We start from the raw sequence: 18,676 nt of genomic DNA on the forward strand, positions 1-18,676 counted from the left end.
TGCAGGACCCGTTCACCATGCTGCATCCGCAGCTGACCTGCGGCCGTCAGATCACCGACGGGCTGCGCGGGCTCGGCGGCGAGTTCAGAACACGCAAGCGGAAGGCCGCCGGACGCGCGGAGATGGAGCGACGGCTCGCCGTGGCCGGGCCCGCCACCGATTTCTCCTCAACCACCGGCGGATATAAGCCGGTCACCCCCGACGCGCCGCCGACTGTGGCAGTCTGGAGGTGACCGTCCCACCGGGCTCCCCCGTACCGGTGGGGCGGTTGCGCTGACCGGCGCGGCTCAGCCGGCACGAATGTGACGGATCATCATGACGCTTCCGGCCATTGATGCCGTGTGACGTGATCAACTCCCGCCTCTTCGCATGAGAACCTCCTTCGGGGGCAGGCGCATACACCTCACCTACGACCAGGGGAGCGTGACGAAATGACGGCGCACACTGCGCGGACTGCCGGTGCGGAGCGAGCGGAGGGTGCACGGTCGACACCGGCAGTCGTGCCGTTCGACACCGGCGTGGGTCCGGGGCGGGCCCCCGGCGCCGGGGAGGTCTCGGAGCTTGCCGCCGACACCGGCGAGCTGCCGTGGATCGAGGACGCGGGAAAGGTCGCTCCGGCCGACGCGCGGGATCTGTCCCGGCTGTTCTTCGAGCGCCTCCAGGTCCTGGAGGAGGGAACCGCCGCCCACCAGTACGCGCGCAACACCCTCATCGAGATGAACCTCTCCCTCGTCCGGTTCGCCGCGGGACGGTTCCGGCACCGGGGCGGCGGTGACATGGAGGACATCGTCCAGGTCGGCACCATCGGGCTGATCAAGGCCATCGACCGGTTCGACCTCTCCCGCGAGGTCGAGTTCACCTCCTTCGCGGTCCCGTACATCACCGGCGAGATCAAACGGTTCTTCCGCGACACCAGCTGGGCGGTGCACGTGCCGCGCAGGCTCCAGGAATTGCGGGTCGACATCGCCAGGACGAGGGATTCCCTGTCCGCGGAACTCGACCGCGACCCCACGGTCCCGGAGCTGGCCGAGCAGCTGGGGCTCAGCGAGGACGAGGTCACCGAGGGCATCGTGGCGGCCAACGGGTACACGGCGGGTTCGCTGGACGTACCGGCCGATCCGGCGGACACGGGACGACACAAGGCACCGGGGCGCACCTTCGCCGATGTCCTGGGCGCACCCGATCCCGCGATCGAGACGGTCGAGAACCTGCATACGCTCGCGCCGCTGCTGGGCGATCTCGACGACCGTGAGCGCCGGATCATCGACATGCGTTTCGGCCAGGAGATGACCCAGTCACAGATCGGCGCGGAGCTCGGCATCTCGCAGATGCATGTGTCACGACTGATCAGCAGGATTCTGCTGAAGCTCCGCAGCGGGATGTTCGTCGAGGAATGACGTGGCCGGACGCGGTCTCCGGCTGATGCCGAGCGGGAGACCGCCCCGCCCCGGCCCGGCACCCGTGCTCGCACGTCGCGGCCGAATGAAGTCGGACGTACGCACCCGACGGTCGACAGGCCGCCTCCGTATGTCCCCGCGCCTCTGCGCGGGACGAGCCGGCCGAGGTGGGGTCAGCCGCCGTCCTCCCCCGGTGCCCGGCCGGCGTAAAAGGTGGCGATCATGTCCTCGCCGCCGTGCCCCGCCGCCTCGGCACGCACGAAGCGGTCGGCCGAGGCGGCGACCAGGTCCAGCCGCACACCCGATGCCCCGGCGGCGGCCAGGATGAGGCGGGCGTCCTTGAGGGCCGTGGACAGGGTGAAGCTCGGGGTGAGGTCACCGGTGAGGACTGCGGCGGACTTGCCCTGGAGATACGGGGAGTCCAACGCACCGCCCCTCATGGCATCGAGGAACGTCCGGGGATCGATCTCCAGGCCCTCGGCCAGGTTGAGGCATTCCGCGACACTGTTGACCAGGTTGATCACCCAGGTGTTGACCACGAGTTTCAGCCGCGAGGCCGCTCCCGGGTCCTCGGCGACCCAGACCGTGCGCTGTCCGACCGCGTCCAGCACGGGTTCCACGGTCTCCCGGACTGCGGACGGACCGGAGACGAAGACCGTCAACGTGCCTTGTTCCGCGGGCTGTTTGGTGCCGGCGACCGGTGCGTCGAGATAGATCAGGCCCAGGTCCGCCGCGCGCCGGACGAGATCGTCGGTGGCGTCGGGCCCGACCGTCGAGCTCTGGAGCAGCACCTGCCCCGCGTGCAGGCCGGGTGACGCGGCGGTGAGCGCGGCGGCGACGGCCGGGCCGTCGCGGAGCATGGTGAGGATGACATCGGCGCCGCGTACGGCTTCCTCCGCCGTCCGGGTGACCATGGCGCCGTCGGCGGCGAGCGGGGCCGCCTTGGCCTGCGTGCGGTTCCAGGCGCGGACGTCGAGTCCGGCCCGGAGCAGGCTCCGGGCCATGCCTGATCCCATGATTCCGGTACCGAGGACGGCGACGGTCGGCCGTTTCCGTGCGGTTTCGGCAGCGCTTGGGTTCATGGGAGGACTCCCTTCGTCGGCCGCGCCTTCGCGGTCGCGGCGCGGTGGGTTCTCAGGATTGCCTCATCGCGCCTTCGAGGACGGCAGCGTGCACGGCCCTGGCGAGTCGCGCGCCCCAGCGGGAGCGCGGTCCCGCGAAGGCCTCCCCCGGGGCGGGTCCCGGGCAGGGGGCGGCGACGCACACGGCGTCGGTGGGGGTGCCGGAGCAGTCGAGTCCGGCGTCCAGGAGCGCCTGGACCTTGGCCTCGGTGGCCGTGGCGACCGCGTTGACGAGTGCGGCGTCGGAGAGGGCCACTGGGAGGGTGACGACGATGTTGACCGTGCCCGGCCGGGGTGGTTCCCCGGTGTCCTCGGCCGGGGCGGCGGCCCAGCCGCGTACGCCGAGTCCACAGGTGGCGGTCGCCGTCACCCCCTCGTCGGCCGCGACGGTGTACGCGGTGACATCAGCGGCCGTCATCAGGCCTGCGCCGGGCCCCGTGAGGTGTTCCGCCGCGGCGATCTCGGCGAGGTGGCGGTCGGGGTCGAGACGGGGATAGCCGCCGGGCACCTGGGCGTTGAGGATCCAGGCGCGTGGGCCGATGCCGCCGCCGAGCACGGCGCTGCTGCACACCCGCCAGCCCGGCCCCAGCCGCCACACCAGATAGTGGAGGTCCAGCCCCTCCTCGTGCCGGGCGAGCAGTTCACCGCGCTGTTGGGGCAGCCGGATTCGTACGGAACGGATGAGGCACCCCCGGTGGCGCGGCAGGACGAGGTCGGCAGTCGGCCGGTCGATCATATGTGCCGGGGGCACGGGCAGGGGCTTCGGCGGTGGCTCCGGTGAGCCGTCGGTGCTCCGGTGAGCCGTCGGTGTGGATTCCCGTACCGCACGGACGGGAGCGGGGGCCTTCAGTCCGCGACGGGCGCGGTGGCGGGCCGGAGCCGTACCGGAAGAGTCCCTGTGCTGTTGCCGACGAACCCGGCGTGCCGGGGCAGTTCGGTGCCGGGGACGGCGAGCTCCAGCTCCGGGAAGCGAGTGAACAATTGTTCCAGGGCGATCGTGGCTTCCATCCGGGCGAGCGGCGCGCCCAGGCAGTAGTGCGGTCCGTGGCCGAGCGAGAGATGTCGGGCCGCGGTGTCCCTGGCCCGTCTGGTCACGTCGAAGAGGTCGGCATCGGGCCCGTGCGCGGCCTTGTCCCGACCGGCGGCCGAGTATCCGGCGAGCACGGGTGTGCCCTTGGGGACGACGGTCCCGTCGATGGTGAGGTCACGGGTCGGATAGCGGAAGGGGAAGTAGCTGACCGGGCTGTCCCAGCGCAGTGTCTCCTCCACCACGTCGGCCCACCGTGCCCGGCCGGACCTCACCAGCCCGAGCTGGTCGGGGTGGGTGCACAGGGCCCGTACGGTGTTGGTGACGAGGTTCAGCGTCGTCTCGTGTCCCGCGATGATCATCAGGAGCAGGGTGCCGATGAGCTCCTGCTGACCGAGTCGGCCACCGCCTTCGTCACGGGCGGCGATCAGGGCGCTGGTCAGATCGTCGCCCGGCTGCACCGCGCGGGCGGCGGCGACCGCTGCAAGCAGGGCCACCAGCTCCCTGTTGGCGGCGATCGCCTCCTCGGGGCCGGTGTCGGTAGCGACCACCTGGTTCGAGAGACGGTGCAGCCGGTCCTGGTGCCGGGCGTCGACCCCGAGGAGGTCGCAGATGACGCCCATCGGCAGCGGCAGGGCGAACCGGGCGCGCAGATCGACCGTGCCGTCGCCCTCGGCGGCGGCACGGTCGACGCCGTCGAGCAGTTCGGCGGTGACGGTCTCGATCCGCGGCCGCAGCGCTTCGACCCGCCGTGCGGTGAACGCTTTGCCGACCAGTGAGCGCAGCCGCCGGTGGTCCTCGCCGTCGGCCGTCGTCATGCCCCGCACGGTCGCGAATGTCTTCAGCGGCCAGCCGTCGGGGATGCGTCCCTCGGCCAGCTCGGTGAAGTGGCGTGCGTCCTTGGCCACGTCGGGGTGGGCGAGGAACTCCTTGAGCGCCTCGTGTCCGAGGACCGCCATCCCGGCCACGTCGCCCGGGAGCACGACGGATGCCACGGCTCCTCGGGCGAGCAGCCCGGCGTTGTCCGCGTGCGGGCAGCCGCCGGCCGGGTCCATGCGGTACGGGGTGCTGGTCAACGGGGACTCTCCTGACGGTCGTCGGCCGGTGGGCGGTACCCGAGGGCGATGGGGACGGCAACCCGTTCGATTTCGCCGATCCTAGGGGCGATGCCGTCGACGGGAAGGGCTGTTGTCCCGAACGGGGACACCTCGGTATGCGAACGGGGCCCCGCTCGGTCCCGTCATGGGGCGGTACGCCCCGCGCGCGCGGATTCGCGGTCCGGCGGCACGCCCGGCACGGCGCGCGGACGCCCGGTATCGGGTCGACCGTCCGCGGTCGCCCGGAAGCGTGCGGCGCCTCGACGCATGTCCGGCCGCCGCTCGGGTGGGGCGCACGGCGCACACCCGCCACGCCTCCGCACCTCACCCGATTGGCCTAACGCGGGAGCGGCGTGCGCACCGCCGTGACGGGCGGCCAGCGCCGAGGCGCCGAGCATGCGGGGGACGGGCTCCGCAGGTGGGGAGGTTGCAGCGTCCATCCGGGTGAGGCGCGATGGAAATCGGACGCGCCTCCCCTGATGGACCCAGCCACAGGACGCGCCCAGGCGAGGAGGAATCGGTCATGGGAGCCGCTGACGGTTTCACGGATTCCGGAGAGCTCGACGGCCTGACGGTGTACGACAACGCCGGCGAGAAGATCGGCAGTGTGGGCCGGGTGTATGTCGACGACAACACCGGCCGCCCGGACTGGATCACGGTGAAGACCGGCCTGTTCGGCATGAAGGAGAGTTTCGTGCCTCTTGCGGGGGCTCGTCGTGTGGGCTCCGACCTGCACATCTCACATCCGAAGGACCGCGTCAAGGAAGCCCCCCGGGTGGACGCGGACGCGCATCTGTCGGTGGCGGAGGAGGAAGAGCTCTACCGCCATTACGGCCTTGCCAGAAACACCACCGCCAGGCTCAGTGGCCGCGCGGACACCGGGAGGACGACGTCCGGGACCGGCACCACGGCCATGGGCGCGGCGGGAGCCGCCGGAGCCGGAGCCATGGGCGAGGCCGGCACCGGGCGCACGACCGGGAGCGACAGGCCGACCGCGGCCGGAACCCCGGCAACCGGCGCCGGCACCCCCCGGGCCACCACGTCACGGACGAGCGGCCTGGCCGGCGCGGGCACCGGTACGGGCTCGGGCACTCGCGGCGATGCCGGGACGGCCGGCGCGGCCCGTCCACTCGTCGGCGCCGGGGCGGGTTCCGAGCGGTCCGCCGCCGACCTGGGCGGCAAGGAGGAGCTGATCCGCTCCGAGGAGCAACTGCTCATCGGCACCGAGGAGTACGAGAGCGGCAAGGCCCGTCTGCACAAATACGTCGTCACCGAGAACGTCACCAGGACGGTGCCGGTGACGCACGAAGAGGTGCGGGTGATCCGTGAACCCCTTCAGCCCGGCGACAGGTCTGCGGCGGGGCGTTCGGACATCCGTGAGCAGGATGTCGAGCTCACTCTGCACGCCGAGCGTGCCACGATGCGCAAGGAGACGGTGCCCGTCGAACGGGTCCGCATGGAGACCAAGCGGGTGACCGAGCAGAAGGAGATCTCCGCCGAACTCCGCAAGGAGCAGATCGACTACGCCGACAGCAAGGGCATCGGTTCCAAGGACATCGGTGGCAAGGACCTGGGCGGCGAGTTCGGCCGGGGACGCCACCGCTGACCCCGCACACCGTGGCGTACCGCCGCGGCGCAACCATGAGTGAGGGGCGGACCCGTGTGTGCCGGGGTCCGCCCTCTCGCTGTCGGCGGCCGGGGCGCTCGGGCACGAAGCGCACCGAGGGCCGCCCGTCGGGGCCGTCCGGAGCGACCCGCGCGCTGACCCGGTAGACATCGGCGATGAGTTCCTCGGTGATCACTTCCGAGGGGGTTCCGGCGGCCACCACGCGCCCCTGCTTCATGACGACGATCCGGTCGCAGAACATCGCGGACAGATTGAGGTCGTACAGAGCGATCACACCGGTGAGGGGCAACGAGGCGATCAGTGACATCAGTTCCAGCTGGTGCTGGATGTCCAGGTGGTTCGTCGGCGCGTCGAGCAGCAGTTCACACGGTTGCTGGGCCAGTGCGCGCGATCTGGGCCCATACGCGGAGCCCGTTGTACGGCGTCCCGCGCCGGGTACCGGACCGCAGGTGCCGGCAGGTCTTCGGACTCGGGTTCCTGCGGACGAAACGCCTTCCCAGGACACCCGAGGGTGCTCCCAGTGGCCGTGGCCCCGCCCGCCCCCCTCACCGCTGCGCGTCAGTTCCGGATTCTCGCCGGATTCCCTGGCCCCTTCGTGGAGTTCGACTGGCTCCGGCCAGCCATCACGGGCCTCTGCTCAGCTCACGGGCGGTGTTGTGGCCGGTGGTACGCCGGGCCGTTTCCCGTCGCACCACCTGCCTGGTGCCTACGGGCGCTGAAGAGCGATCACGGCGTTGTGTCCGCCGAATCCGAAGGAGTGACTGACGGCACGCCGGATGGGCTGCCGCAGCGGGGACTTGGTGACGCAGTTGATGTCGAACTCGGGCGCCGGTGCGTCCAGATTGGCGATCGGCGGCACGACCGCGCGTTGCAGCGTCAGGACGGTCAGTCCGGCCTCGATCGCCCCGGCCGCCCCCATGCAGTGCCCCAGGACGCCCTTCGGGGCGGTGACGGGCGGCCGGTGCGGATAGACCCGGGCGATGAGGGCGGCCTCGGTGGCGTCGTTGACCGGGGTGGCCGTGCCGTGTGCGTTGACGTGCTCGACGTCCTCTGCCGCCCAGCCCGCGTCGCGCAGCGCGATCTCCACCGCCTTGCGGGCCACCGCGCCGGACGGATGCGGACTGATGGGATGGTGGGCGTCGGTGGTGGCCCCGGTGCCCGCGACCAGCGCCCGCGGTGCCGCCCCTCGGGCGCGGGCGTCGTCCGCCCGTTCCAGCACCATGACGGCGGCGCCCTCACCCATGACCAGCCCGGCCCGGTCGGCCGCGAAGGGCCGGCACTGCCCGGCAGCGTCGCCGTCCCGCCGGGCCCCGGCTCCGGATCGGGCGAACCCGGCCATGGCGGCCGGGTAGACGATCGACTCGGTGGCTCCGGCGATCGCGATGTCGCACTGCCCCGTGATCAGCAGATCGCGGGCGACGGACAGGGCGGTGACGCCGGACGAACAGGCCGTGCACGGCGCCAGGCTGGGACCGGTGGCCCGCAGCTGGATCGCGATCTCGGCCGCCGGCATGTTCGGAATGGTGAGCAGGATGCCCGACGGAGAGGTGGCGTCGGGTCCGAGCCGGTCGAGCACGACGGCCTGCTCGGTCAGTGAGGCGGAGCCCCCGCTGCTGGTGCCGACGACCACCGCGACCCTGCCGCCCTCCCACTCCGCCGGGTCGAGCCCGGCGTCGGCGACCGCCTCCCGGGCGGCGAGAACGGCGAACTTGGTGTACCTCCCCATCCGGAACGAGGTGCGGCCGCCGATCTCGGCGTCCAGATCGATTCCGTCGACCGTGCAGGCGAAATCGATCGCGCAGCCTTCGAGCGCCGCGACGGTACGCACCGGCGAGATCCCGGCACACACACCCTTCCAGGTGGATTCGGTGTCGTTGCCGACCGGGGTGATCATGCCCAGGCCGGTGACGGCGATGACGGGCCTGTTCATCGGGCGTTGCTCATCGGTGCCGCGCTGCTCGCCGGCGCCCCGCCGCCGGCCCCGTCGACGAAACGCGTGATCTCGGCCAGGGTGGCGCCCTTGGGGAGCGTGTCGAAGTCTCCCCGGCCGCCCAGCGTCTCCCTGATGAGCACGGCGAACTCGGCGACGGCGAGGGAGTCCATCTCCAGGCTGTCCATCGTGGAATCCGGACGGATCTCGGCAGCGGGCACTTTGAAGGTGCGTGTCAGAACCTCGGTGATCTTGGGATGAATCACACTCATGGGCTTCCTCTCCATCATTCGGTACGACTGCCGGTGACGGCGGGGCACCGTCCCGACGCCGAATCAACTGGGTGACGTGCCTCCAGTTACGCCTTGTGCCGAACCGATTCGCCACCGCCGCGCCGCGGCTGCGTGCGCCACCGGTCCAGGACGGCCGCCGTACCCCAGAAGACCAGCAGCACAGCGCGGACACCGAGGGCTTCGGCCGCCTCCCGCACCGGGCGGGATCGCACGGTTGTTCCCGTTCTTGTCACGGCCCTCACCGTTCCCCCCGAGCCGTCGCCCGGTCCCCGTCCGGCTGCCAGCCGGCCCCCGGGTCGTCGTACGCCTCGATGTAGTCGGCCCCCGCGATGGGCCAGTCGGCGAGCAGTTCCGGCGGCAGTGCGAAGGAGTCCACGAGGGCGGGCAGATGAGCGGCGACAGCGGTGATCAGCCGGTCCACGGCATCCGGCAGATCATTGACCTGATCACCCGTCAGATGTCCTGCGGCCAGCAGATCCCCGCTGTTCCGGGAGATCCGGTCGAGCACGAACAGCTTGTGCAGGTCGACCAGTCGCTCACGGGCGGGACCGTCCGGAAGACCGGTCACCGCGTCCGCGTACGCCTCGGCCGCCTGACGGTGGGCGTGCGCCTCGACACCACGCAGGGCCGGCCCGGACGCGGCGTTCCACCGGCCCAGCGGATCACCGTGCGGTGCGCGGCCCATCCGCTCCCTGGCCCGGTGGAACCAGATCCCCTCCAGGGCAGCCAGAAGCCTGCCGAGGAACCGGGGATCGTCGAGGTCGCCGGATTCCCCGCCGGAGGGAGCACCGCGGCCGGCCGGTTCGGTGGCGAAGAGCATTTCCGCGGCGGCCTTGGCGTGGATGGCCAGGTTGTCGCCCTCGGCCGTGATGGCGCCTTCCACCCCGGTGATGAGTTCGCTCATGCCGTTGTGCTCCAAAAGCGCCTGCGCACCGCACCGTTCACGGCATTCGACGATCACGGACCTGGCCTGCCAGGTGATCCACCCCTTGGCGACGGCGACCAGTCGTTCCGCCTCCTCGTGGTCCGGACCCGGTCCGTCCACCCGCGCCTCCCAGCGGTCCAGGGCCCGGCGGTGCAGCAGGCTCATCGCGAAGACGGTGGCCATGGCACGGGCGAGCGGGCCGTGGTGGCTGCGGTGGGCGATCACCGGCACCTGACGGGAGCCGCGGGGCCCGGAGATGTACCGGTGGCCGCCGTAGCGCACGGCGACCGCGAGCGTCGCGCGCGCGGAGCCGACCGCGCAGGCGCTCATCGAGATCTTGCCGGAGGTGACGCGTCCGATCGACGCGAGGAGGCGGCTCCTGCGGTTACCGACGGCGCTGCTGAACTCGCCGTCGTCACCGATCCGTCCATGGTCCCCGCCGAGCAACGCGTCGCGTGCCACGAAGACCTCGTCGAAGGAGGTCAGACAGTGGTCCACCGGGCTCCCCGTGCGCGTGGGAAGCCTGCGGACCCGTACACCGGGCAGGGCCCGGACGGCATCGGTGAGCGGTACGAGGAAGAGGAAGACCCCGTGATCGGTGCCGTCGACCAGCAGGCGCGCGGCCACGAGCCCCGTCTTGGGCCCGCCCGCCGGACTGGTGTTGGGCATGAACTTCTGGGCGCCCGCGTGGGGCGTGCGCAGAACGAACCCGTCGCGTCCGCGGTCGTAGGCGGCCGTGGTCTCGACGGCCGCCGCGTCGTTGCCGTGCGCCACCTCCGTACAGAGAAAGGTGCCGACGCTCCGCAGCCGCAGGAAGTCCGACAGATCGCGCCGTCCGTCGCCGTCGTGGTCGAGGAGGCTGCCGAGAAAGAGGTTGTAGTGGATGCCCGCCACGGTGGTGAGTGCCGGGTCGACCGGGCCGAGCCATTCGTGCAGGGCTGCGAGGGCACGCGGGTCGGCGGCGAGCCGGGCGCCGCTGTCGAGGCAGTCGTTGAGGATCCGGAGCCGCTCGTAGGAGAGTCGCAGGCGCTCCTCGGGAGTGCGGCGGTCCGGTCGGCGGAACGGTTCTGAGCTGATCAGCCGCTGCCAGAACGCGTGCTCCCGGCGGAAGCCTTCGCCCAGGAGCACGCCGGTGAGCAGGTCCGTGGACCGTCCGGCGGAGGGGCTGTCGATCGTTGCGGTCATGAGACAACAACGATCAGTCAACGGCGAGGACACCGGGAGCCGTCCGCGTCCGGCCGTCCGTTTCGGCCCGCTGGAAGGCGAGCACGACGTTGTGTCCGCCGAAACCGAAGGAGTGGCTGAGTGCCCGCTCGACGTCCTGCACACGGGGTTCCTTGACCACGCAGTCGAGGTCGAACCCGTCCGGCAGCGAGTCCAGATTGGCAATCGGCGGGACGAGACCGTGCTCCAGGGTCAGTACGGTGGCCACCGCTTCGATCGCCCCGGCCGCGGCGAGGGTGTGCCCGAGCACGCCCTTCGGGGCGGTCACTGTAGGACGGTGGGGGAAGAGTCCCGAGATGAGCGCGGTCTCCATCGCGTCGTTCAGCGGGGTCGAGGTGCCGTGCGCATTGATGTGATCGACGTCGCGGGCCGCCCAGCCCGCCTCGCGCAGAGCCGCGCCCACGGCCCTGTGCGCACCCGCTCCGTCCGGATGCGGGGCCGTGGGGTGGTGGGCATCGGTGGCCGAACCCGTACCGGTCAGCAGGGCTCGCGGCCGTCCGCCACGGGCGTGCGCGTCGGGCGTCCGCTCCAGCACGAGGACGGCGGCACCCTCGCCGATCACGAATCCGTCCCGGTCCGCGGCGAACGGCCGCGACGCCCCCGCCGGATCGCCGGTCCGCAGGGAGAGCGCGCCCATTGCCGTGAACGCGCTCACCACCAGCGGAGTCAGTACGGACTCCGCGCCGCCCGCCACCACCACATCGCACCGTCCGCTCGTCAGCAGGTCACGGGCCACGGCGATCGCGGTCGCCCCGGACGCGCACGCCGTGGCCGGCGCCAGACTCGGGCCGTGCGCCCGCAACGCGATGGCGACCTCTCCCGCGGCGGCGTTGGGCATCATCATCGGAACCAGGAGCGGCGACACCGCCTCCGGCCCGGCATCATCCAGCTTGCGCAGATTGTCGGCGAACACGGACACCCCTCCCACGCCGACACCCAGCACCACCCCCACCCGGTCGCCGTCCCAGCGCTCCGGTGACAGTCCCGCGTCCGCCACGGCCTGCCGGGCGGCGACCAGCGCCATCTTCACGAACCTCGCCATCCGCCACACCGAGCGTCCGCCGACGGCCTCGTCCAGGTCGATCCCGTCCACCGGACCGGCGAAGTCGACCGGCAGCCCGGCCAGTTCGTCGCAGCGGCGAGCCGTGGAAACGCCCTCGCACAGTCCCGCCCAGAAGGTGCGCTCGTCCGCGCCCGCGGAGGTCACCATCCCCATGCCCGTCACCGCGACGCCCACGTCGGTCCGCCCCATGTTCCCGCCCCCTCCTCGTAATCGATCACGCCTACCGGTTGTCGAACGGCAGTAGCCCCGATGAGGATGCGCTCACTGGGCCGAACGGGTCATCACCGGGCCGAGTGGACCGGGTCCCGCCGCGCGTCCGCTGACCGCGGTCACCCGTCCGCAGCAGTCCGCCGCGCTGTGCGCACAGGCAGGGCATCCCCTGGGGACATGGAAGCGGACGGCGATCGGCCGGAGTCCCCGGAGACAGGCGCGGAACTGGCGGCCCTGCGCGCCAGGGTGACGGCGCTGGAGGCCCGTCCCCCCGAGCGGCACCGGCCGCGGGCGCGTTCGTTCCTCGCGGCGCTGCTCATCGTCGTCGCGGCCGTCCTCACGCCGCTGGGCATCATGTCCACCTGGGCGAAGAACCAGCTCGGCAACACCGACAACTACGTGGCGATGATGGCTCCGCTCGCATCCGACCCCGATGTGCAGACCGCGGTGACCGACCGCGTCACCGACGCCGTCATGAAACACCTCGATGTGAAGGCGCTGCTGGCCGATGTCGCCCCCGCGGACCGGCCGGTGGTCGACAAGGCCCTCTCCCGGCTGAGCGGCCCGCTCAACACGGGGATTTCGGATTTCGTGCACGGGACGGTGAAGAAGTTCGTCGCCGGCAATGCCTTCCGGACGATCTGGACCGACCTCAACCGGACCGCCCAGTCCGCGACGGTGAAGGCACTGACCGGAAGCGGCGGCGGCGCGGTGCAGCTCAGCGGCGACACCGTCACCATCGACCTCGCACCCGTCATCGACCGGACCAAGCAGCGCCTCGTCGACCGGGGACTGACGATCGCCGCGAAACTCCCCGAGATCCACACCGACTTCACGGTGCTGACCTCCGACTCGGTCGGCAAGGCCAAGAAGTGGTTCCGGGCGCTCCAGATCATCGGTTTCTGGCTGCCGCCGGTCACTGTGGTGCTGGCCGCGGGCGGGGTGCTTCTGGCGGTGCGCCGCCGCCGCGCGCTGGTCGCGACGGCCCTGGCGGTCGCCGCGGGTGCCGCGGTGCTGGGGCTGGCCGTATGGGTGGGCCGGGCGTTCTATCTCGACAGTCTCCCGCCCGAGGTGTCGCAGGCGGCGGCCGGTTCCGTGTTCGACGCCCTGTCCGGCTCTGTGCGTGCCGCGGTCCGCCTCGTCGTCACGCTCGGCATCGTGGTGGCCCTGGCCGCTTGGCTCACCGGTGGCGGTCGCGCCGCGGTCCGCGTCGGGGCCATGTTCAGCGGCGGCATCGGCGCCGTGCGGGAGGCGGCCGGTTTCACCGGTGGCCCGGTCGGCAGGTGGGTGCACCGCACCAGGCGCGGACTGAACTGGACGGTGGTCGTGGTGGCCGCGGCGGTCCTGGTGGCGTGGGACCGGCCGACGGGCCTGGTCACTGTGTGGATCGCGTTGTGCGCGCTGTTCGCCCTCGCCGTCGTCGAGTTCCTCGACGACGACAGCGGGCCCCGGCCGGTGGCACCCGGGTGAGCAACGGCGCCTCGGGGCGCGGCCGACGGTCTGTGCACCGTGCGGGCCGGATGTCCTCGGCCGGGCACCGGCCCGGCGCCGCGTGGACTCCGCGCCGCCCGGCCGGCCCGGCCCGGCAGGCCCGCGCCGACGGCGGGAGGGTGCCGTCGGCGCGGGGGCGGCGGCACCGTCGTGGTCAGCGCCGGGCGAGCGCCGCCTTCAGCTCCGTCTCGTCCGGCGGGTTGGCGCCGGACCGTGCAACGGTGACGGCGGCGCAGGCCGCAGCGTGACGCAGGACATCGGTCACCGTGGCCCGGTCCAGCGAGCGCAGTTGTTCCCGGCCGTCCGCGCCGAGCAGTCCGTGCGAGGCGAGGGCGTGCAAGGTGCCCGACATGAAGGCGTCGCCCGCCCCCACGGTGTCGACGACGACGGTGGGCAGCGCCTCGACCGCCACCTGCCCACCGGGAACGACGGCCAGTGCGCCGTCACCTCCCCGGGTGACCAGGACGACGGCCGGGCCGGTGGCGAGCCACCGCTCGGCGACCTGCTCCGGCTCCTGGCCCGGATACAGCCACTCCAGGTCCTCGTCGCTGGCCTTGACCACATCGCTGAGTGCGACGCACCGCTCGATCTTGCGGACGGCCGCGTCGTGGTCGCCCATCAGCTCCGGCCGGACATTGGGGTCGTAGCTGACGGTCGCGGACGTCCGCAGCGACTCGACGGCGGCGAGGACGGTGGCCGCTCCGGGCTCCCTCACCGTCGCGATGGAGCCGGTGTGGACGTGGTGGGGCGTCCGGTCCAGGGAGACCGGGGCGAGCGTCCAGGTGATCTCGAAGGTGTACGCCGCCCGGCCGGCCGGGTCCAGGGTCACGGCGGCGGACGGGGTGGGAGCCGTGGCGCCGTCCGTGCGGACCTCGACCCCGACGCCGGTCAGGTGGTTCCTGAGCAGCCGGCCGTTGTCGTCCGGGCCGAGCTGGGTGAGCAGGGTGGCACCGTGCCCGAGCCTGGCGAGGCCGTACGCCACATTCGCCGGGCTGCCACCCGGGTGGACCTGATCGGCCTCGCCCGGCAGCCGGACGATGTCGGCGACGCATTCGCCGATGACCAGCAGGTCGAGTCTGTCGAGCATGGGGTGGGGTCTCCTAGAGTGCGGTGACGACGGTGTCCTGGTAGGCGGTGCGGCCTCCGAGCACACTGAGCCCGATCCTGCCGCGTGCATGGCGGGGGTCGGTCGCGTCAATGACCGGCCGCCGTCGACGAGCGCCCGGACGGTTGTGGTCGGCTCCAGGTCGCCACTACGAGGGGTGGGCCAAGGGTGCCACGAGATGTGACGGACAAAGTCCCCCACCCCTCCGGGAGGGGTGGGGGACTCGGGTCGGCGCGCGGGCCTGTAGGGGTACGCAGACGGACCTGCTCGCGTCCGTACGCGGGCCCGCTCGGACCCGTACGCGGACCTGCTCCCGTCCGTACGCGGACCTGCTCCCGTCCGTACGCGGACCTGCTCCCGTCCGTACGCGGACCTGCTCGCGTCCGTACGCGGGCCCGCTCGGGTGCGTATGTGGGTCAGGGCGCGTCCTCGCGTCCCTCATCGCCGTACCGGCGCTCGAATTTGGCGATCTGTCCCTCGGGGTCGACCACCCGGGCCTTACCGGTGAAGAAGGGATGGCTCTCCGCGGAGATCTCCACGTCGACGACGGGGTAGCTGTTGCCGTCGTCCCAGTCGACCGTCTGCTCGCTCGATGCGGTGGACCGGGTCAGAAAGGCGTAACCCGCCGAACGGTCCCGGAAGACGACCGGACGGTAGGGCGGGTGCTTGTCCTGCTGCATGCCTGCTCCTGGGGGACGTGCGATGTCGGCTCGGGGCACTCCAGGCCAGCCTCGCGAACCAGCGCGGCCCGCGCGATCGGAAGCGCCCGTACGGGGCATCGGCACACACGCTCCGCGCGGCGGGCGGGGGCGGCCGCGCTCCGCGGCCGAGCACGTCATCGCCGGTGGGCGGCGGCCTCCAGCGCATCACCCACGAGCGTCAGGAACCGCGCGTGGGCCTGCGGGCTGCAGACCGGCTCCGGGTTCCAGGGCAGCACACGCGCGCCCTGCTCGATCGCCGACCACGCCTCGCCGGTCCGGAGTTCGTCGAGAGGGGTGGCGTTGGCCCGGACATCGGCGAGCACGATGGCCGGGCGCAGAGTCGCGGCCTGCGCCCAGCCGACCGTCGACCAGTTCGCGCCGGGCCCCTCCGCCGGTTCCACGAGGTCGACGCCGAGCTCGGCCAGCGCACGCAGCTCGGGCCACATGCGGGGGCGGGCGAGGTGTGCCTGATCCTGACCGGCCGGGGAGAGGGCGAGCACCCGGGGCCGGTCCGGTCCGGCGGCGAGTGTGCGCAGCCGGTCCCGGGCGGCGTCCAGCTCCCGTGCCGCCGACGCGGGCTCCTCGGCGCCGAGCGAGCGGGCCAGCCCGGCGAAGCGTTCACCGGTCTCCGCGAGCGTGCGCGCCTGCCCCACGTCGACGACGACGACCGGGACATGCTCCTCCAGATGTTTGGCGGTCTCCGGGGCGAGCCCGTAGATGTGACCGCCGCCGTAGCTGACGGCCACGACGAGGTCCGGCTCGACGCTCAGCAGGGTGTCCACGTCCAGCGCGCTGCCCGCGCCGAGATAACCCACCTCGGTCAATGGCAGTGATCCGGTCTTCGCCGTGTCCGGCACGGCGCGGTCGTCGTGATCGGAGCCGAATATCGCGCTCGGGCGTATGCCCTGGTCCCACAGGGTCGCCCCGGCCTGGACGTAGGCGAGCACCCGCGTCGGGCGCCGCTCTGCGGCCGACAACTGTCCACGATCGTCGGAGAACTGCCACACGGTCTGCTCCCTCACGTCACACGCCCCTCGGCACCGGCCGGTTCGCCCCTTTTCCCGGGTCGTACACCAGTACCTGCCCAGCGAACACCCACGGCACCCCCTGCGCGGCCGGTCCGGCGCGGAGGACGCGAAGACGCCCGCGCGCGGCCCGGACCGGCGCTCCGGTACTGTCCCGGCGGTCCGCTACAGGTCCGGTTCGGTGCCGCGTCCCAGATACGTGAGGGGCCCGGGGTCGGGTACCCGGATCTCGCCGAAGCCGAGCCGGTCGTAGAAGGCCCTGGCCGGGGTGTTGGCGGTGAGCATGGACAGGTGCACCGCCTCGACCCCCTTGCTCCGCAGTGCGGCCAGGAACGTACGCATCAGCACTCTGCCGTACCCCTTCCGCTGCCAGGCGGGCAGCAGATCGATGTGCAAGTGCGCGGGATGGTCGGCGAGTTCGGGGAGGACCATCCGCTCCGGGGTGTGCAGCAGGGCGGCCATCCCCTCACTGGGGGTGCGCGAGGTGTCGTCCGGTGCCGGGAAGCGGTCCCGGACGAGGGGCAGCCACCGCTTGCGGAACTCCCGCACGAACCGCGGTGTGTCGGCGGCGCCCAGGATGTATCCGACCGCTCGGCCCGTACCGTCGTCGATCACGAAGGCCAGGTCGGGTTCGAGGTACGCGTACGGGGCGGCGAAGATCGACGGGACCAGCTCCGGGTCCGGGTACAGATGCCGGGAGTCGCCGCCGTTGTCGGCCGTCCGGACGCAGATGTCCGCGAGGGCCGCACGGTCGTCGGGGTGGTAGGCCCGTAAGCGGGCGGGCTTGTTCATCGGCTCATCCTGACGGGCCTGGGAGCGCTCCCACAAGTCTCGTACAGAAAATCTTCGAACAGGGCCGTGTTGCGTGTCGATCCGGGCGACGGCCGTTCGTACAGAGGACACGACACCGGCACGGCGCCGGCGTCGTGTCCGAGGAGGAACAGCATGAAGCACTACCTGCTCAGCGTGGTCACACCGGCCGAGGGGAAGCCGCCCTCCCCCGAGGCGCTGGAAGGGATCATGCGGAACGTGGACGGCTTCCACCACGAGCTCCGGCAGGCCGGGGCCTGGGTGTTCGCCGGCGGGCTGAGCTCCCCGGACATGGCCACGGTCGTGCGGGCGACGGACGGCGACACGCTGCTCACCGACGGCCCCTACATCGAGGGGAAGGAGTACCTCGGCGGGCTGTGCATCATCAAGGCGCCCGATCTGGATGCCGCCCTCGCATGGGGCCGCAAGGCCGCGCGGGCGATCACACTGCCCATCGAGGTCCGGCCGTTCGAGGGTGAAGCGGAGGGCTGATGCCCGGCACACCCGGACCGTCCACCCCGGTGGGCACATCCGGACCGTCCACCCCTGCCGCCGGCGCGGCGGCAGGGGCCGTGGCCGTCGGGGCCGGTGCCGCCGGCCCCGACGGGCCCGTGCGGGACGACCGGCAGCGTCCGGTCCTCGCCTGCTGACGCCACCGTCGAGCACACGGAGAACGCGGCCGAGCGGGACTTCCTCCGGCGCCGCCGAAGGGCGCCGCCGAAGGGCCGAGGGCAGGCTCAGCCGGCCCCCACTCCCAGCCCGGTCAGGAACGCCGCTGCGGCCGGAGTGGGACGGAAGCGGCTCCAGACCAGCCGCTCGGTGCGTGCGGGCGCGTCACGGACGGACAGCACATGTACGCCGGCCAGTTCCGCCGCGAAGGCGGAAGGCAGCATGGCGATCCCGAGCCCGCTGCGGACCAGCCGCACGATGAAGTCGGTGCCGCTCACCTCGAACGCCACCTCGCGGGTGAGACCCATCGCCGCGAACGCCTCCTCCGACTGCGCACGGGCCGCGGTGCCGCCGGGGTAGTCGACGAACATCTCCTTCGCCAGCCGCTCCAGGCCCACTTCCGACTTCCCTGCCAGGGGGTGGGCCGGGGCGACCACGGCGACCAGTTCGCCGGTGGCAAGTTCGTGATCGCTCACGCCCTTCGGCCGGTAGCTCGGCAGCACGCCCAGGAACGCCACGTCGAGCGCGCCGTCCCGCACATCCTGGACCAGGTCCTTGCTCGCCCCGTCCCGAAGGACGATGTGCACCTTCGGATAGCGGAGATGGAACGCCCGCAGCGCCGCCGGGACATCGACCGCGGCAATGGTCGGGATGGATCCGACCGCGAGACGGCCACGGACCTCCCCCGCCGTGGCGGCGACTTCGGCACGGGCCCGCTCCGCCGCGTCGAGCGCCTGCCTGGCCTCCGGCAGGAACGCCTCGCCCGCCGCGGTGAGCCGTACCTGACGGCTCGTGCGGTCGAAGAGCCGAGCACCCAGCTCCTTCTCCAGCCGGGCGACCTGATGACTCAACGCGGACTGGACGACTGTCCCGTCCCATTCGACCTTCTCGCCAGGCACGTCGGTGACCAGGGGATAGGCAAATCACGGTGAACACGGCAGCTCACGAAATCCCAGGAGAC

The 18,676-nt window shown here is 72.1% G+C and carries 19 protein-coding genes, 1 pseudogene and 1 riboswitch; of the genes and pseudogenes, 6 read left to right on the forward strand and 14 right to left on the reverse strand.

The features are described 5' to 3' along the window. The first annotated feature begins 17 nt into the window (after positions 1–17). Positions 18–233 carry a hypothetical protein gene (locus tag ACZ68L_RS39930; RefSeq protein ID WP_469587883.1) on the forward strand — a complete coding sequence of 72 codons (216 nt, stop codon included), beginning with the start codon at positions 18–20 and terminating at the stop codon, positions 231–233. 198 nt (positions 234–431) lie between these two features. Further along, on the forward strand, positions 432–1,397 hold the full coding sequence (locus ACZ68L_RS39935) for an RNA polymerase sigma factor SigF (RefSeq protein ID WP_469587884.1): 966 nt from the start codon (positions 432–434) through the stop codon (positions 1,395–1,397). 173 nt (positions 1,398–1,570) lie between these two features. Here ACZ68L_RS39935 and ACZ68L_RS39940 read toward each other — a convergent pair whose 3' ends face one another. The 3 genes from ACZ68L_RS39940 to ACZ68L_RS39950 form a co-directional block, all read right to left on the reverse strand. Continuing rightward, complete coding sequence (locus tag ACZ68L_RS39940; RefSeq protein WP_469587887.1) at positions 1,571–2,479, reverse strand: NAD(P)-dependent oxidoreductase; 909 nt, start codon at positions 2,477–2,479, stop codon at positions 1,571–1,573. Between the two features lie 52 nt (positions 2,480–2,531). Further along, positions 2,532–3,254, reverse strand: a complete 723-nt coding sequence (locus ACZ68L_RS39945; RefSeq protein ID WP_469587932.1) for an adenosylcobinamide amidohydrolase — start codon at positions 3,252–3,254, stop codon at positions 2,532–2,534. Between the two features lie 110 nt (positions 3,255–3,364). After that, positions 3,365–4,600, reverse strand: a complete 1,236-nt coding sequence (locus ACZ68L_RS39950) for a cytochrome P450 family protein (protein WP_469587935.1) — start codon at positions 4,598–4,600, stop codon at positions 3,365–3,367. Positions 4,601–5,165: 565 nt separating this feature from the next. On the opposite strand from ACZ68L_RS39950, the gene ACZ68L_RS39955 reads away from it, so the two are divergent. Beyond that, the gene (locus ACZ68L_RS39955; RefSeq protein WP_469587890.1) at positions 5,166–6,248 is read left to right on the forward strand and encodes a PRC and DUF2382 domain-containing protein; all 1,083 of its coding nucleotides are present in this window, start codon (positions 5,166–5,168) and stop codon (positions 6,246–6,248) included. Positions 6,249–6,342: 94 nt separating this feature from the next. On the opposite strand, the pseudogene ACZ68L_RS39960 reads toward ACZ68L_RS39955, so the two are convergent. From ACZ68L_RS39960 to ACZ68L_RS39985, 6 genes and pseudogenes are all read right to left on the reverse strand, one after another. Then, positions 6,343–6,660 (reverse strand): annotated as a pseudogene (locus tag ACZ68L_RS39960) (ATP-binding cassette domain-containing protein); the annotation flags it as partial. A 46-nt stretch (positions 6,661–6,706) separates the two neighbouring features. Further along, positions 6,707–6,895: riboswitch (cobalamin riboswitch) on the reverse strand. Positions 6,896–6,975: 80 nt separating this feature from the next. Next, complete coding sequence (locus ACZ68L_RS39965) at positions 6,976–8,199, reverse strand: beta-ketoacyl-[acyl-carrier-protein] synthase family protein (RefSeq protein ID WP_469587893.1); 1,224 nt, start codon at positions 8,197–8,199, stop codon at positions 6,976–6,978. Further along, positions 8,196–8,471, reverse strand: coding sequence for an acyl carrier protein (locus tag ACZ68L_RS39970; RefSeq protein WP_469587896.1), 276 nt, complete (start codon positions 8,469–8,471; stop codon positions 8,196–8,198). Before ACZ68L_RS39970 ends, ACZ68L_RS39965 begins: the two co-directional genes overlap by 4 nt. An 86-nt stretch (positions 8,472–8,557) precedes the next feature. Beyond that, complete coding sequence (locus ACZ68L_RS39975) at positions 8,558–8,704, reverse strand: hypothetical protein (RefSeq protein ID WP_469587899.1); 147 nt, start codon at positions 8,702–8,704, stop codon at positions 8,558–8,560. A 26-nt stretch (positions 8,705–8,730) separates the two neighbouring features. After that, positions 8,731–10,602 (reverse strand): acyl-CoA dehydrogenase family protein, encoded by a 1,872-nt coding sequence (locus ACZ68L_RS39980; protein WP_469587902.1) that lies wholly within the window; start codon positions 10,600–10,602, stop codon positions 8,731–8,733. Between the two features lie 13 nt (positions 10,603–10,615). Beyond that, a complete protein-coding gene (locus tag ACZ68L_RS39985) occupies positions 10,616–11,893 on the reverse strand; it encodes a beta-ketoacyl-[acyl-carrier-protein] synthase family protein (RefSeq protein ID WP_469587905.1) in 1,278 nt (425 codons plus the stop codon). A 198-nt stretch (positions 11,894–12,091) separates the two neighbouring features. Between ACZ68L_RS39985 and ACZ68L_RS39990 the strand changes: the two genes are divergently transcribed. Further along, entirely contained in the window at positions 12,092–13,384 is a 1,293-nt protein-coding gene (locus ACZ68L_RS39990) for a hypothetical protein (RefSeq protein ID WP_469587907.1), read from the forward strand. Positions 13,385–13,559: 175 nt separating this feature from the next. On the opposite strand, the gene ACZ68L_RS39995 is transcribed toward ACZ68L_RS39990, so the two are convergent. The 4 genes from ACZ68L_RS39995 to ACZ68L_RS40010 form a co-directional block, all read right to left on the reverse strand. After that, a complete protein-coding gene (locus tag ACZ68L_RS39995) occupies positions 13,560–14,492 on the reverse strand; it encodes a carbohydrate kinase family protein (RefSeq protein ID WP_469587910.1) in 933 nt (310 codons plus the stop codon). Between the two features lie 434 nt (positions 14,493–14,926). After that, positions 14,927–15,190: a type B 50S ribosomal protein L31 gene (locus ACZ68L_RS40000; RefSeq protein WP_469587912.1), complete on the reverse strand. Its 264-nt coding sequence runs from the start codon at positions 15,188–15,190 to the stop codon at positions 14,927–14,929. Between the two features lie 155 nt (positions 15,191–15,345). After that, positions 15,346–16,233, reverse strand: a complete 888-nt coding sequence (locus tag ACZ68L_RS40005; RefSeq protein ID WP_469587915.1) for an ABC transporter substrate-binding protein — start codon at positions 16,231–16,233, stop codon at positions 15,346–15,348. A gap of 168 nt (positions 16,234–16,401) precedes the next feature. Then, on the reverse strand, positions 16,402–17,028 hold the full coding sequence (locus ACZ68L_RS40010; RefSeq protein WP_469587917.1) for a GNAT family N-acetyltransferase: 627 nt from the start codon (positions 17,026–17,028) through the stop codon (positions 16,402–16,404). A gap of 153 nt (positions 17,029–17,181) precedes the next feature. On the opposite strand from ACZ68L_RS40010, the gene ACZ68L_RS40015 reads away from it, so the two are divergent. Next, positions 17,182–17,538, forward strand: a complete 357-nt coding sequence (locus ACZ68L_RS40015; RefSeq protein ID WP_469587920.1) for a YciI family protein — start codon at positions 17,182–17,184, stop codon at positions 17,536–17,538. Further along, positions 17,538–17,696 (forward strand): hypothetical protein, encoded by a 159-nt coding sequence (locus tag ACZ68L_RS40020; RefSeq protein WP_469587922.1) that lies wholly within the window; start codon positions 17,538–17,540, stop codon positions 17,694–17,696. Before ACZ68L_RS40015 ends, ACZ68L_RS40020 begins: the two co-directional genes overlap by 1 nt. Before the next feature lie 87 nt (positions 17,697–17,783). Here the strand turns inward: ACZ68L_RS40020 and ACZ68L_RS40025 are convergent, their stop codons facing one another. Then, the gene (locus tag ACZ68L_RS40025) at positions 17,784–18,614 is read right to left on the reverse strand and encodes a LysR substrate-binding domain-containing protein (RefSeq protein ID WP_469587925.1); all 831 of its coding nucleotides are present in this window, start codon (positions 18,612–18,614) and stop codon (positions 17,784–17,786) included. Between the last annotated feature and the right edge of the window lie 62 nt (positions 18,615–18,676).

It is taken from the genome of Streptomyces sp. NPDC104309, assembly GCF_055584025.1.

Coding starts and splice junctions, on each gene's coding strand:
- ACZ68L_RS39935 (WP_469587884.1), top strand. CDS start 432: ATGACGGCGCACACTGCGCGGACTGCCGGTGCGGAGCGAGCGGAGGGT.
- ACZ68L_RS39970 (WP_469587896.1), bottom strand. CDS start 8,471: ATGAGTGTGATTCATCCCAAGATCACCGAGGTTCTGACACGCACCTTC.
- ACZ68L_RS40010 (WP_469587917.1), bottom strand. CDS start 17,028: ATGAACAAGCCCGCCCGCTTACGGGCCTACCACCCCGACGACCGTGCG.
- ACZ68L_RS39950 (WP_469587935.1), bottom strand. CDS start 4,600: ATGGACCCGGCCGGCGGCTGCCCGCACGCGGACAACGCCGGGCTGCTC.
- ACZ68L_RS39955 (WP_469587890.1), top strand. CDS start 5,166: ATGGGAGCCGCTGACGGTTTCACGGATTCCGGAGAGCTCGACGGCCTG.
- ACZ68L_RS40015 (WP_469587920.1), top strand. CDS start 17,182: ATGAAGCACTACCTGCTCAGCGTGGTCACACCGGCCGAGGGGAAGCCG.
- ACZ68L_RS39990 (WP_469587907.1), top strand. CDS start 12,092: ATGGAAGCGGACGGCGATCGGCCGGAGTCCCCGGAGACAGGCGCGGAA.
- ACZ68L_RS39985 (WP_469587905.1), bottom strand. CDS start 11,893: ATGGGGCGGACCGACGTGGGCGTCGCGGTGACGGGCATGGGGATGGTG.
- ACZ68L_RS39995 (WP_469587910.1), bottom strand. CDS start 14,492: ATGCTCGACAGACTCGACCTGCTGGTCATCGGCGAATGCGTCGCCGAC.
- ACZ68L_RS40020 (WP_469587922.1), top strand. CDS start 17,538: ATGCCCGGCACACCCGGACCGTCCACCCCGGTGGGCACATCCGGACCG.
- ACZ68L_RS39965 (WP_469587893.1), bottom strand. CDS start 8,199: ATGAACAGGCCCGTCATCGCCGTCACCGGCCTGGGCATGATCACCCCG.
- ACZ68L_RS39945 (WP_469587932.1), bottom strand. CDS start 3,254: ATGATCGACCGGCCGACTGCCGACCTCGTCCTGCCGCGCCACCGGGGG.
- ACZ68L_RS39930 (WP_469587883.1), top strand. CDS start 18: ATGCTGCATCCGCAGCTGACCTGCGGCCGTCAGATCACCGACGGGCTG.
- ACZ68L_RS39940 (WP_469587887.1), bottom strand. CDS start 2,479: ATGAACCCAAGCGCTGCCGAAACCGCACGGAAACGGCCGACCGTCGCC.
- ACZ68L_RS40000 (WP_469587912.1), bottom strand. CDS start 15,190: ATGCAGCAGGACAAGCACCCGCCCTACCGTCCGGTCGTCTTCCGGGAC.
- ACZ68L_RS39980 (WP_469587902.1), bottom strand. CDS start 10,602: ATGACCGCAACGATCGACAGCCCCTCCGCCGGACGGTCCACGGACCTG.